Source organism: Pseudomonas sp. BNK-45 (assembly GCF_047456255.1).
Taxonomy (GTDB): Bacteria; Pseudomonadota; Gammaproteobacteria; order Pseudomonadales; family Pseudomonadaceae; genus Aquipseudomonas.
The window spans coordinates 4976270-4989381 of sequence record NZ_CP179909.1 but is presented as its reverse complement, the minus strand read 5'-3'; the positions used below and the strand labels follow the sequence as shown (position 1 = coordinate 4989381).

At 65.6% G+C, this 13112-nt stretch carries 11 protein-coding genes; 3 read left to right on the top strand and 8 right to left on the bottom strand.

Annotated elements, in window-relative coordinates:
* Positions 1 to 13: 13 nt before the first annotated feature.
* The 3 genes from ACMGG8_RS22370 to ACMGG8_RS22360 all read right to left on the bottom strand — a co-directional run bounded on the left by ACMGG8_RS22370 (position 14) and on the right by ACMGG8_RS22360 (position 4361).
* The gene (locus ACMGG8_RS22370) at positions 14 to 1777 is read right to left on the bottom strand and encodes an FAD-dependent oxidoreductase (protein WP_414158434.1); all 1764 of its coding nucleotides are present in this window, start codon (positions 1775 to 1777) and stop codon (positions 14 to 16) included.
* A gap of 247 nt (positions 1778 to 2024) precedes the next feature.
* The gene (ppnN, locus tag ACMGG8_RS22365; protein ID WP_060838768.1) at positions 2025 to 3398 is read right to left on the bottom strand and encodes a nucleotide 5'-monophosphate nucleosidase PpnN; all 1374 of its coding nucleotides are present in this window, start codon (positions 3396 to 3398) and stop codon (positions 2025 to 2027) included.
* 213 nt (positions 3399 to 3611) lie between these two features.
* Positions 3612 to 4361, bottom strand: a complete 750-nt coding sequence (locus ACMGG8_RS22360; protein ID WP_414158433.1) for an SIR2 family NAD-dependent protein deacylase — start codon at positions 4359 to 4361, stop codon at positions 3612 to 3614.
* 181 nt (positions 4362 to 4542) lie between these two features.
* Between ACMGG8_RS22360 and ACMGG8_RS22355 the strand changes: the two genes are divergently transcribed.
* Positions 4543 to 4947 (top strand): response regulator, encoded by a 405-nt coding sequence (locus ACMGG8_RS22355; RefSeq protein WP_060843255.1) that lies wholly within the window; start codon positions 4543 to 4545, stop codon positions 4945 to 4947.
* Positions 4948 to 4980: 33 nt separating this feature from the next.
* Here the strand turns inward: ACMGG8_RS22355 and ACMGG8_RS22350 are convergent, their stop codons facing one another.
* Positions 4981 to 5850: an isocitrate lyase/PEP mutase family protein gene (locus tag ACMGG8_RS22350; RefSeq protein WP_060838771.1), complete on the bottom strand. Its 870-nt coding sequence runs from the start codon at positions 5848 to 5850 to the stop codon at positions 4981 to 4983.
* A 437-nt stretch (positions 5851 to 6287) separates the two neighbouring features.
* Here ACMGG8_RS22350 and ACMGG8_RS22345 point away from each other — a divergent pair, with 437 nt between their 5' ends.
* Complete coding sequence (locus tag ACMGG8_RS22345) at positions 6288 to 7415, top strand: saccharopine dehydrogenase family protein (protein ID WP_414158432.1); 1128 nt, start codon at positions 6288 to 6290, stop codon at positions 7413 to 7415.
* A 7-nt stretch (positions 7416 to 7422) separates the two neighbouring features.
* Here ACMGG8_RS22345 and ACMGG8_RS22340 read toward each other — a convergent pair whose 3' ends face one another.
* The 3 genes from ACMGG8_RS22340 to ACMGG8_RS22330 all read right to left on the bottom strand — a co-directional run bounded on the left by ACMGG8_RS22340 (position 7423) and on the right by ACMGG8_RS22330 (position 10806).
* On the bottom strand, positions 7423 to 8748 hold the full coding sequence (locus tag ACMGG8_RS22340) for a YncE family protein (RefSeq protein WP_414158431.1): 1326 nt from the start codon (positions 8746 to 8748) through the stop codon (positions 7423 to 7425).
* Positions 8749 to 8865: 117 nt separating this feature from the next.
* Complete coding sequence (locus ACMGG8_RS22335; RefSeq protein ID WP_060838774.1) at positions 8866 to 9813, bottom strand: diguanylate cyclase; 948 nt, start codon at positions 9811 to 9813, stop codon at positions 8866 to 8868.
* 3 nt (positions 9814 to 9816) lie between these two features.
* Positions 9817 to 10806 (bottom strand): response regulator, encoded by a 990-nt coding sequence (locus ACMGG8_RS22330; RefSeq protein WP_060838775.1) that lies wholly within the window; start codon positions 10804 to 10806, stop codon positions 9817 to 9819.
* Positions 10807 to 11321: 515 nt separating this feature from the next.
* Between ACMGG8_RS22330 and ACMGG8_RS22325 the strand changes: the two genes are divergently transcribed.
* On the top strand, positions 11322 to 11858 hold the full coding sequence (locus ACMGG8_RS22325; RefSeq protein ID WP_108543010.1) for a DUF4174 domain-containing protein: 537 nt from the start codon (positions 11322 to 11324) through the stop codon (positions 11856 to 11858).
* Positions 11859 to 11900: 42 nt separating this feature from the next.
* On the opposite strand, the gene ACMGG8_RS22320 is transcribed toward ACMGG8_RS22325, so the two are convergent.
* Positions 11901 to 13076, bottom strand: a complete 1176-nt coding sequence (locus tag ACMGG8_RS22320) for an aspartate aminotransferase family protein (protein WP_060838778.1) — start codon at positions 13074 to 13076, stop codon at positions 11901 to 11903.
* Positions 13077 to 13112: the final 36 nt, after the last annotated feature.

Sequence of the window (13112 nt, the reverse complement as noted above, 5' to 3'; positions counted from 1 at the left end):
GCGCCGTGGTGGCTCAGCGCGGACTGGCCACGGCGACCGGAGGCAGTGCCGCTTCATAGGCATCGACCCCGGCCGCATGGCGCCCGGCGATGTAGCCGAAGGTCATGGCCGGGCCCAGGTTGATGCCGCCGGAGGGATAGAACCCGCCCATCACGCTGGCCATGTCGGTGCCCGCCGCATACAGCCCGGGGATCGCCGCGCCGACCTGATCCAGCACCTGGGCCTGGGCATTGGTCTTGAGCCCGGCAAAGGTGCCGAAGCTGCCGGGCAGCACCTTCACCGCGTAGAACGGCCCCTGTTCGATGGGCGCCACGCAAGGGTTGGGGCCGGGGTACAGGGCGTCGCCCTGCTTGCGGTTGTAGGGCGTCGAGCCGCGGCCGAACTCGGGGTCCTGGCCGTGGCGGGCGTGCTGGTTGAAGTGCTGCACCGTGGCCTCCAGCGCTTGTGGGTCGATGCCGCATTGGCCGGCCAGGGCCGCGATGGAGTCGGCCCGCCGCAGGTAGCCGCTGCGCACCAGTGGGCCAACGGGGAGCGGGAAGGGGCGGGCATAACCCAGGCCGTAGCGGCGCTGGAAGCGATGGTCGCAGATCAGCCAGGAGGCCACTTCCTCGCCGGCCGGCACCTTCTCTACCATGGCGGCGGTGTAGTCGTAGTAACCGTCGGCCTCGTTGACGAAGCGCTTGCCGTTGGCCAGCACGCCGATCAATCCGGGCTTGGCCCGGTCGATGATGTGGGGAAAGTGTCCGACACTGCCGTCGGCATGGCGCACCCGCGATACCGGGGCCCAGGCCACCGGGCTGGCGAGGTCCGTGGCCAGCACCGCGCCGGCGGCTTCACCGAGGCGGATGCCATCCCCGGAACAACTCAACGGGGGCAGCGCCAGATGCTGATCGGCGCCTGGTGCCCGGGGAAACAGCGCCTGGCGCCGGGCCGGGTCATTGGCAAACCCGCCGGCGGCCAGCACCACGCCACGCCGGGCGCGGATCTCCCGCCGGCCTTGGGGCGTGTCCACCAGGGCGCCGTGCACCCCTTGTCGATCCTGCAGGAGCGAGTGGGCCGGCGTGGATTCCATGAGGGTGACCCCCAATTGCTCGGCGGACTTGGCCAGCCGGCCGATCAGCGCCACGCCGTTCACCAGGTGCATGGCCCGGCCGTGCAGCGCCAGGTCCCGCAGGTGACGGCTGAAACGCTTGGCGACATGCAGCAGCGACTTGAATGAACGGGTCATGCTGAGAAAGGCCCCGAGATCGGCACCGGCCATGATCGGCATGCCCATGAACGAGGTTTCCCGCAGGGTCTTGCGCAGGCGTTTCAGCAAGGGGCCGATGGCCCGCGCGTCATAGGGCGCGGCAATCACCTGGTGGCCCTCGATCCCGGCGCCGGGCACCTGGCCGTGGATGTCGGGGATGCCATTGCCATCGACGAATTGCAGGGCCGTGTGCTGCTCGAAGAAGGCCACCATCTGCGGCCCGTTATCCAGCAAGGCATCGATGCGCGCGGCGTCATAGCGTTCGCCCAACTCATGCCTGAGGTAGGTGCGCGGTTGCTGCGGGTCTTCATCAATGCCGGCGCGGCGGGCCAGGGGGTTGCCGGGCACCCACATCCAGCCACCGGACCAGGCACTGGCACCGCCGAAAGTGGAATCCTTTTCCACCACTATCACTTGCAGGCCGTGCCAGGCCGCGGTCACCGCGCAGGCCAGGCCGGCGGCGCCGGAGCCGATTACCAGCAGGTCACAGTCCAGGGGTGGAAGGAGGGCAGCAGGGGCTTCACTCAAGATGACAGGCCTTTTTTAGCAAAAATTATAAAAAATGGAATGCTGTTCCGTTTTGTTGAAAAACTATTCCATAGCGCCAGGAAGGCTGTCAAACCGGCGTGTTGTTTTCGGCCAACGGTGTTGCGGGCAGGGAGGGAGGCCGCGCGGTACGGCCATGGCTGAGGGCACGGGCTCCAGCGGGGCAAAAAAACGCCGCGCTCCCGGGAAAAGAGCGCGGCGTCGTGGGGCCGTCAAAGGCGTCGCCGGATCAGCTCACCACGCGGTAGCACGGCACATAGGCGGCGCCGCCGGGCAGCTTCATGCGGTGCTGCTCGACGAAGGCTTTGAGCAGTTGGTCCAGGGGCTGCATGATCGCCGGGTCACCGTGGATGCTGTACGGGCCTTTCTGTTCGATCAGGCGGATGCCCTGGTCCTTGACGTTGCCGGCGACGATGCCGGAGAACGCGCGGCGCAGGTTGGCCGCCAGTTCGTGGGGTGGCAGGGCGTGGTTCAGTTGCAGGTTGGCCATGTTCTCGTGGGTCGGATCGAAGGGGCGCTGGAAGCCCTCGTCGATTTTCAGCAGCCAGTTGAAATGGAAGGCGTCGTTGCGTTCGCGGCGGAACTGCTTGACGGTCTTGAGCCCCTCGGTCATCTGCCGGGCGACCTCCGCCGGGTTGTCGATGATGATCTGGTAGTGCTGCTGCGCCGCTTCGCCCAGGGTGGCCAGGACAAAGGCGTTGAGCTGTTCCAGATACGGCGCTGCGCTGCGCGGGCCGGTGAGGATCACCGGGAACGGCAGGTCGCGGTTGTCCGGGTGCATGAGGATGCCCAGCAGGTAGAGGAACTCCTCGGCGGTGCCGGCGCCCCCCGGGAAGATGATGATGCCGTGGCCGACGCGGACGAAGGCCTCCAGGCGCTTCTCGATGTCCGGCAGAATCACCAGCTCGTTGACGATCGGGTTGGGGGCCTCGGCGGCGATGATCCCCGGTTCGGTCAGGCCCAGGTAGCGGCTGCCGCTCATGCGCTGCTTGGCATGGGCGATGGTGGCGCCTTTCATCGGGCCTTTCATCACGCCCGGGCCGCAGCCGGTGCAGATGTCCAGTTTGCGCAGGCCCAGCTCATGACCGACCTTCTTGGTGTACTTGTATTCCTCGGTGTTGATCGAGTGACCGCCCCAGCACACCACCATTTTCGGCTCGACGCCGGGGCGCAGGGTGCGGGCGTTGCGCAGCAGGTGGAAGACGTAGTCGGTGATGCCCTGGGAGCTCTCCAGGTCGATGCGCTGGCTGTCCAGTTCGTTCTCGGTGTAGACGATGTCGCGCAGGGCGCTGAAGAGCATTTCCCGGGTGCTGGCGATCATCTCGCCGTCGACGAAGGCGTCGGCCGGAGCATTGAGCAGTTCCAGGCGCACACCGCGGTCCTGCTGGTGAATGCGCACTTCGAAGTCGTGGTAGGCGTCGAGGATGGTCTTGGCGTTGTCGACGTGGGCGCCGGTATTGAGAATGGCCAGGGCGCACTGGCGGAACAGGGTGTAGATGCTGCCGGAGCCGGCGGCGCTGAGTTGTTGCACTTCACGTTGCGAGAGGGTCTCCAGGCTGCCTTTCGGGCTGACCGAAGCATTGATCACGTGTCTTTGCGGCATTAATCCATTTCCTGAAATCGGCGCCACCGCGCCAGGTGCGGTCAGTGGCGAAAAAACGGCGGGGCAGTGAACGAGCCACCGGTACGGGGCTTGGTTTCCAGCGGCAGGGCAAGAAAGCAAACGTCGTTGCGAGGTTGGTCGCTGCTTGAATCTACCTCATGCCGGGCCGTTTTGGCGGGAAAAATGACGATCCGCCCGGCCACGCCCGGTGAATCAGGCGAAGGCCCGCTGCACGAGTTGCGGCAGAAGCTGGCCGGCCGGGCCCGTCAGGCTGTACTCCTGGGGCGCGTGGCACTCCTGGGGCTGGGGATTGATGTGCACCACCCTGGCCCCCTGTTGCAGGGCCAGTTGGGGGATCTGCGCCGCCGGCTGCACCAGCCCCGAGGTCCCCACCGACAACAGCAGATCGCAGTCCCCGGCGGCCTTGAATGCGGCCTTGAGCACGGCGGGCGGCAGGGCTTCGCCGAACCACACCACGCCAGGGCGGATCTTGCCGTTGCAGCCGCTGCAGCGCGGTGGCTCCAGGCGGCTGCCGTGTTCCGCGAGCACCGGTGCGGCCGGTTCGCCGCGCCATGGGCGCTGGCAGGCAAAGCAGATCGGCGTGTGCAGGCTGCCATGCAGGTGCAGCACCGAAGGGCTGCCGGCACGCTCGTGCAGGTCGTCGACGTTCTGGGTGATCAGGGTCAGGCGCGGCACCCGTCGCGCCAGTTCGGCTATGGCCAGGTGCGCCGGGTTGGGCTGGGCTTCGAGCACTTTCAGGCGTCGCCCTTCATACCAGCCCCAGACCAGCGCCGGGTCGGCACGGAAGGCCTGTGGCGTGGCCAGCTGTGCCGGGTCGAACTGCTCCCAGAGGCCGCTCAGGGCGTCGCGAAAGGTCGGGATGCCACTTTCCGCCGAGACTCCGGCGCCGGTGAACACCACCAGATGCCGGGCCCGGGCCAGGTATTGGGGATCGAACTCCATGGGTGACCGCTCTTTGTGGTTGCGTTGCTATCGGGCCTGCATTATCGCGGCCCCGCTCGGACCTGTCCGAAAAAATCACGGCGCACGCATCAGGAGTGAATTTATCCTCGCACCGCCGCTCATAACTCTTGTCAGCGGTCCTGTCCGCGCAATTCTCAACCTTCCAGGGAGTGTCAGCCCCATGTGCCCAGCCTCGTCCGTCAGCCCCGACGCCACCTCTCGCTTGATCCTGGTGGTGGAGGACGAACCGACGGTGCTGGAGTTCCTGTGCGAGATTCTGCAGGACGAGGGATTTGCCACCCAGGCCATGGACAGCGCCGATCGAGCCTGGGACTTTCTGCAGGCGCATGCTGCGCACGTGACCCTGTTACTGACCGATATCAGCATGCCCGGCACGCTCAATGGCGCCAGCCTGAGCAACCTGTGCGCTGAACGCTGGCCGTCGCTGCCGATCGTGGTGATGTCGGGTTTCGAGACCCCCGAGAGCTCCGGGGTGCGCTATCCGGTGACCTTCATCCGCAAGCCCTGGACCATCGGGCAGATCCTCGACTGCGTGGAAGGCGCGTTGAAATCGGCCCAGGGTTGAGGCGTTGCGCCTCACCCCGGCCAATCGCCGGTGTTACTCCTTGACGCTCATGAACTCCTTGGCCCAGACGATGTAGTCCTCGGGCTGGGTGTAGGTATGGGCCAGCTCGGTGGCACTCAGGTCCGAGGCCTGGGTGAAGATCTGCCGCTGCTCGCGCAGGCAGTCGTAGGTGGCCTTGATCGCGGCGAAGTAGGCGGCGTGGCCGTCCACCGCGATTTTCACCCCCAGCTCGGCCAGGCGTGCATCGTCGCGCAGTGCCGGGTTGCCGTAGGTCACCAGCATCAGCGGTACGCTCAGGTGCTCGGAGATCTGTTCCAGTTGCTCGAAATCACGGATGCCGACCATGCAGATGGCGTCGGCGCCCGCGCGCTGGTACTGCTGGGTACGGCTGATGATTTCCTGTACCGGGAGGATGCCGGCGTTGGTCCGGGCGATGATCGCCAGCTCGGTGTCGACCCGGGCTTCCAGGGCGGCGCGGATCTTGCCGACGCCTTCGGCCACGGAAATCAGGTCGGTGGATTTGCGCCCGAACTGCGCCGGCAGCAGGGTGTCTTCGATGGTCAGCGCGGCAATGCCGGCCCGTTCCAGTTCCACCACGGTGCGCATCACGTTCAGCGCGTTGCCGTAGCCGTGGTCGGCGTCGGCGATCACCGGCAGCTGGGCCACGCGGCCGATTCGGGTGGCCTGCTCGGCGAATTCGCTGAGGGTGATCAGGGCGAAGTCGGGGGCTGCCAGAACCTGCAGCGAGGCCACGGAGCCTCCGAGGATGCCCACTTCAAAACCCAGGTCGGCGGCGATGCGGGCGGACATCGGGTCAAACACGGAAGCGGTGTGGTAGCAGGACGAGGAGGCGATCAGTTCACGGAAACCGCGGCGCAAATCTTGATGGGAAAGCCTGGACATAACAGCTCCGAGATAGGATCGAGAGATCGACCTTGAGGTCGAGTCAAATTTTGCAATCAGTTCCCTTGGCGAGCCGGGGAAAGAGCGGCTCGCAGCGAAACGTTAGTTGGGCAGATGAAGATGAAACAAGGTGGGTAGCAAGGCGTCTTTATCCCGCTCGGTTGCGCGAACCGGCAGGTTTGTTATGCGAGGCCGACATAGCAGGACGAGGCTATCACGCTGCAAGGCCGTAGTTGATGAGGAATTTGCATAGCATTATGCCGGACCGGCATTGGCAATTTTTTTCCAACTGAATATTACGGATGCCTGCCGAGGGGGCTTCAGGCGCGGATTGGCGTTGTTCGGGTACTTGTCGAGCGCTGGCAAATCAACCAAGCTGCCGCGCCTCGAATGGCAGCTTGGCAGCTGCGCAATGGCTTGGTTCAAGGATGCAGGTAATGACGCTCAGGGTGTTGGTGGTCGGTGGTTATGGCAATTTCGGCAGCATCGTCTGCCGCTATCTGATCCGTACGCCCGGGGTGCATCTGCTGATTTCCGGGCGCGACCCACGCAAGCTCGCGGCCAAGGTTCAGGCGCTGCAAGCCGAGGGTGGACAGCCCTGTGAAGGTTGGTGCGGCGATGCCATGGGCCCGCAGTGGGCGCCGGCGCTCAAGGCCCTGGACGTGCATTGGGTGATCCACACCGGAGGGCCGTTCCAGGGCCAGTCCTACGCGGTGGCCCAGGGCTGCATCGAGGCCGGGGTCAACTACTGCGACCTGGCCGACTGCCGGCAGTTCGTGCGCGGCATTGGCACGCTGGATGAGGCGGCCCGGGCCGCCGGGGTGACGGTGCTCAGCGGTTGCAGCTCGGTGCCGACCCTGTCGGCGGCGATCATCGATGAGCATCGCGGGCATTTTTCCCGCATCGAGCGCATCGAGCACGGCATTTCCTCCTCGGCGAAAATGCCCGGCCTGTCCACCATCCAGGGCGTGCTGGCCTATGCCGGTCGGCCGATCCTGCAACTCAAGGATGGCCGGCCGCACCCGGTGATCGGCTGGCAGGGCCTGACCCTGCGCAAGTTGCCGGGGCTGGGCAGGCGCCTGGTGGCCAATGTCGATGTGCCGGACCTGGACCTGTTCGCCGAGCGTTACGGCGCTCACACCCTGAGCTTCAAGGCCGGTGCCGGGCTGAAGATCGCCGGGCTGGCCAACGCCTTGCTGGCTCAGGCCGTGAAGCTCGGGCTGGTGCGCGACCCGGCGCCCTGGGCGGCGCGCCTGCATCGCTGCGGCACCTGGTTCGAAGGTTTTGGTGACGGCCTCAGCGCCCTGTATGTCGACGTCCATGGCCTGGGGCAGGATGGCCAGCCCCTGACGATGAACGCCCAGCTGACCGCGACCCACGACCACGGCCCGGAGATCCCCAGCTGCGCGGCAGTGGCGGTGGTGCACAAGCTGCTGGCCGGCCATGTACCGGCAGCGGGCGCCCGGTCCAGTGCCGGCGAGGTCACCGTGGAGGAGTACCTGCGGGCAATCGACGACGCGGATCACCTGCAGATGCAGGTGAGTTTCTCGCGCCCGCCGGTTTAACGCCGCCTTACCACAGCAGGGGCTTGGCGAAGTCCTTCCAGAACAGCCAGCGCCGCAGTTCATGGTGTTCGCCGGTGCCGATCTGCCAGTCCGGGCGCCCGCCCTCCAGGGCGATCTTGACGATGATTCCGGCATAGGTCGCGGCCACCAGGGTCTTGCCATCGGGGCTGATGTCCATGGCGGTGAGGGTCGAGCCGATGTAGTGCTGCCAGCGCTGCTCGCCGGTTTCACTGAAGGCCCGCAGGTAGCCGTAGGCGTCGCCGATGATGAACTCGTCGCCCCGTGAAGCTGCGGCGTATACCCGGGCGCCTTCCTCCAGCACCGGGGTGCGCGGGTCGTCGCTGTAGAAGTCGGTGCTCAGTCCCGGCAGGTCGGCCACCGCCACCCCGAGGCTGGCGCCGCCATAGAAGTGGCAGGCGTTGAGCAGCAGGCGATCGCCGCGTGAGTTGAAGTGCGCGAAGTGCGGGTACTCGCTGGCGGGGCCGATCTGCGCGACCCGTTGCAACTGGGCATCGAACACCAGGTGCATGCCGCATTGTTCGCCCACGGCGATCCATTGGCCGTCGGGCGACACCGCGCCATGTTCCATGCTCAGGCCAATGCTCAGGTCCTCGGAGGCGACGCCTTCGGCCAGGTCCTGCTGGATGTCCTCAAGGCTGCGCAGCAGGCGGGTGGCGCCCTGGGCAGCCAGGACGAAGATACCGTCGGCGCTCACCAGCAGCACCCGGCGCCCGTCGGGGAAGGGAATCAGGCTGGAGGGAGCGGGGCGTCCGGTGTCTTCAAGCTCCACGCCCGCAGGCAGGTTCGCGTGGGGATCGGGCCAGGGGAAGCTCGCCACCTGCGGGCCATTCCAGCCATCGGTGAGCTGGATGCCGTCAGCCCGGCCCCAGGCGAAATAACGCCGTTGCGGGCACATGCCGAAGCATTCCACCTGCTCCAGGGTCTCGATCCGTGCATCGTCGATATGCACCACAAAGCCGGCCTCGTAGGGCGCACCGATGCGGGCCAGCAGGCTGCCATCCGGCAACAGGGCCAGGGTCGGGATCATCCGTCCCTGGCTTTCCAGGCGCGGCGTCAGTGGGAAGTGTGCCGGCGGCCAGTCCTGGCGGAAGGCCTGGCGCGCGGCCTCATCATGGGGGCGCTGATTGCTCGCTTCCAGGGCCGCTTGCCAGTCCTGCAACAGGTGCTCGGTATCGGGCATGTTCGGCTCCTTCAAGCCCTTCCAGCCCTCGCGGGTGCCGGTTTCGACATAGTGGTTGATGTCGCGGGCATAGCTCAGCACGGCTTTCTGCCATTGCTCCTGCGGGGAGAGGTTCGAATTCGACTGGGACATGCGCACGGGACTCCTTGTGGCGCTGGAAAAGGCGTAGCAGACCGGGGGATTGACCGGAAAAGCGCGCAGTTTATCCCTTGGTGGCGGTTTTTTTTCAAGGCGCCCGAGTGCCGCTGTTCAAGGTGCGTAGGTGCTGACCCGATTGCGCCCGGCGTGCTTGGAGGCGTACAGCGCCTGGTCTGCCCATTCGATCAGGCAGCGGTGATCGCGGGCCGGTCGGTCGAGGCAGGCGATGCCCAGGCTGATGGTGAAGGCGATGGCCTGGCCGTTGTGGATCACCTCCTGCTGCTCCACCGACTGGCGCAGGCGCTCCGCCAGGGTCTGGGCCCCGGTCAGGTCGGTGTGGGGCAGGAGGATGGCGAACTCTTCGCCGCCGTAACGCCCGGCCACATCGCTGTCGCGCACGTGCGCGTGGATCAGTTGCGAGACACGCTGGATCACCGCGTCCCCGGCCTGGTGCCCATGGCGATCGTTGATCGACTTGAAGTGGTCGATGTCCAGCATCAGCAGGGCGATGGCGCTGCCGTGGCGGCTGTACTCGAACGCCAGGCGCTGTTCCCAGTGACCGCGGTTGAACAGCTGGGTCAGGTGATCGATGCGCGACAGGTGCTGCAACTGCCGGTTGGCCTGCTGCAGCGCCAGGCTGTTGATTGCTACGTCGGTGACGTCGTAGATCACCAGGCAGACGTGGTGGATCTCGCTGTTGGACGAACGCAGCGGCAGCAGGGTGGTGTTCTGGTACATGAACTCACCCTGGCCGGTGATCGGTTGGTAGTTCTTGAAGTGCACCAGGTACGGCCGTTGTTTCCAGATGGTGAAGGCCGGGGTGCCCAGGGCCACCACGCGACTCAGCTTGCGGCGGAACCAGGGCCGTTCGACCTCGGGGAACAGCGCGAAGAACGACTGGTCGATGGCCTGTTTGGAGGGCACGCCGGAACGGTTCTCCATAAAGCTGTTCCACACCTGGACCTGGCATTGGAGGTCGAGCACCACGATCCCCACGTCAATGCTCTGGACCACCGCCAGCAACCAGTGCAGCTCACTGAAATCCATTCGTTTGGGCATGGCTCAACTCATCAGGTAGGCGAGTTTCTGTTCCAGCAGGGGCATGGAGTCCTCGGTGAACAGCAGCAACAGGTCGAAGTGGATGTTCTGTTCCTCCAGGCTGTAGCTGATTTCCACCGCCTGGGTCTTTTTCCAGCGCTGCTGATTGAGCACGATCAATTCGTCGATGGTGGTGTGTTCCCCCAGCACCTGGGGGTGGCCCACGGAAAAGAACACGTCCAGCTGTTCGGCGATGCTGCTCAGGCACGCGCCGATCAACACGCTGGAGAGGTCGATCAGCACTTCCATTTCCTGGTAGGGATCGGTGCCTTGTTCCATCAGCTGGGCGATGTCCGCCACTTCCGAGTCGTAGAACATCAGCAAGGCTTCGCCGGCGATGCCGCTGCCGATGTAGCCCTGGCAGATGGCGGTCAATTGCCGGGCACGATTGGCGTCCGCCAGGAGCATCTGCAGCTCCCCGGCTTCCAGCACGTTGACGTGGGGAATCGGCAGGTGCACGAACACATCCAGCACCTTGGCGATCAGCGCCGCGGCGTAGCCCATGGAGACGTTGACGGTTTCCCGGAAGGCGTCGCGAAAGGTCACCACAGGAGCCGGCGAGGGCGCTATCGGATGCTTGAGAGGCGGACTGTCCAGCAGTTGCAGTTGCTTGAGCAGGGCGCGCAACTGCTGGGGATCGAAGGGTTTCTTGAGAAAGGCCAGGGCGCCCAGCTCGCGGGTGCGGCGCACCGCTTCTTCCTGGACATCGCCGGAGATGACGATGATCTGCGCGTCGATGCCTTCTTCCTGCACGGCGCTCAGGACCTGATAACCGTCCATGACCGGCATGGTCAGGTCCAGCAGTGCCACCTTGCCCAAGCCCCGGCGCAGCGCCTCCAGGCCCTCGCGACCGTTGCAGGCCTGGGTCACGGAAACCTGCCACTCGCTGGGCAGGGTCCGCAGCACCTGGTTTCGGGCCATGCTCGAGTCATCGCAGACGAGGAGGGGAATCATCGGGGTCGGACACTCATTCGAAAAAATCCGTGGCGGGATAGTGTTCGGGAATGTGGTGAGTTGTCGCTTTAACCAGTGTGTCGCAGGGCTGTCCGTGCGGCGCCGCACTATAGTTCGCCGAGCGTCGGCAGAACAAGTGGCGGCTAATTGAGTTGTTTGTTCCAGGTCATTGTTCGGTGGATTCAAGCCCCATGTGGCAGCCTGGCCTGGGCGCTCGCCATAGGGGACTGGGCATGAAGGGGGCTGGATCCGCGCCTTGCTCCAAGGCGCTCGACGTCTGCCCGCGCCATTGCGCGGGCAGCCCGGTCGCGGCCCTGTATATGCAACAAAACCTTACGCGCCAGGCCGTCCGGTTCGACGTCAAAATCGCCGCAGCCCGGATTCTGCGCCGTCTGGCGGCGATGGCGGCGCACGCCTGGGCCGCGGCGCAGAAAAATGTCAGATTTTGAGTCCCGGCCTGGACCTTTTCCCGCAATGCGCAATCATTACTGCGTGGAAAACATAAGGAGAGACGCATGTTCATTCGGTCATTGACCCTCGCTACTCTGCTCGCTGTCGCCGGCCCTGTCCTGGCTGCCGACAACGATGGCCCACTGACTCAGGACCTGGGCAAATCACGGCCATTGATCGTGATCGCCCCCAGCACCGTCGACCCGACCCTGGTCAGCCTGAAAAAGTCCCTGGAAGAGCCGGCAACCCGTCAAGCCTTTAACGAACGCAACATGGTCCTGTACACCGTGATCAACACCATCGGCCAGCGCGATGGCAAGGACATCGACCCGCAATCCACCATGGCCCTGATCCGCAGCCTCAAGCTTGGAGCCGGGGCGCAGACCAAGGTGATCCTGGTGGGCAAGGACGGCGAGAAGAAGCTGGAGCACTCCGGGGCGATTGAACTCAAGGAGGTCTTCACGGCCGTCGACCAGTTGCCCGCCGCGGAGAAACAGGCCGCTGCACCGGCCCCGGCTCCCGAGCCCGAAGCCAAGCCGGCCAACGCCAAAGCCGGTAAAGCGGCCAAGCCCGCCGCCGCTCCCAAGGCCCTGGACGATTGATCCGGGGCACCGGGGCGGGCCCGGGCCGCGCTCCGGTGTCGTTCAAGCCGCGTTGAGGAGCTGCCGCAGGCCCTGAACGATCTGCTCCACTTCAGCTTCATCGATCACCAGCGGCGGCAGCAGGCGAATGGTCTTGCCGCGGGTGACATTGATCAGCAAAGCGTGATCCCTCGCGGCGATCTGCACCAGGTCCCGCGGTGTGTTGCGCAACTCGATGCCAACCATCAGGCCCTGCCCGCGAATCTCCAGGACCTGGGCATGGCCCTGCAACTCCTCCCGCAGGCGCCGCAACAGCAGCGCACCCTGGCGCTCGGCATTGGCCAGCAGATTTTGCTCCTCGATGATCTCCAGCACGGTGCACGCCGCCCGACAGGCCAGGGGGTTGCCGCCAAAGGTGCTGCCGTGGCTGCCGGGGGTGAAGAGTTGCGCGGCCTTGCCCCGGGCCAGGCAGGCGCCGATGGGAATGCCGTTGCCCAGGCCCTTGGCCAGGGTCATCACATCCGGCACCACGCCTTCGTGCTGACAGGCGAACCAGCGTCCGGTACGGCCGACACCGCTCTGGATCTCGTCCAGCATCAGCAGCCAGTTGCGCCGGGTGCACAGCTCGCGCAGGGCCTTGAGGTAGCCGGCGGGCGCCAGCCGGATGCCGCTCTCGCCCTGGATCGGCTCCAGCAACACTGCGCAGATGCGTGGGCCGTGCTCGGCAACGACGGCCTGCAGCGCCTTGAGGTCAGCGAAGGGCACCCGGAGAAAATCCCCTGGCAACTGGCCGTAGTTCAGGCGCACGGCGGGCCCGTCGCTGGCCGCCAGGGTACCCAGGGTGCGGCCATGGAAGGCGTCCTCCATGACCACCACCAGGGGCTGTTCGATGCCCCTGTGCCAGCCGTGCAGCCGCGCCAGCTTGAGCGCGGTTTCGTTGGCTTCGGCGCCCGAGTTGTTGAAAAAGGCGCGGTCCATCCCGGCCAGCGCGGTCAGTCGGGTGGCCAGCTGTTGCTGCCAGTGGATGTCGTACAGGTTGGAACTGTGCAGCAACAGGCCGGCCTGTTCGCTGATGGCCTTGACCAGTTTGGGGTGTGCGTGGCCGATGGCCGTTACCGCGACCCCGGCGATGGCGTCCAGGTACTCGCGACCGGCCTGGTCCCAAAGTCGACTGCCCAAACCCTTGCAGAAGCTCAGGGCCAGGGGCTGGTAGGTGCTCATCAGGCAGGCGGCGGTCATGGCGGGCGACTCCATCTTGTTGGGGTGTGCGGCCAG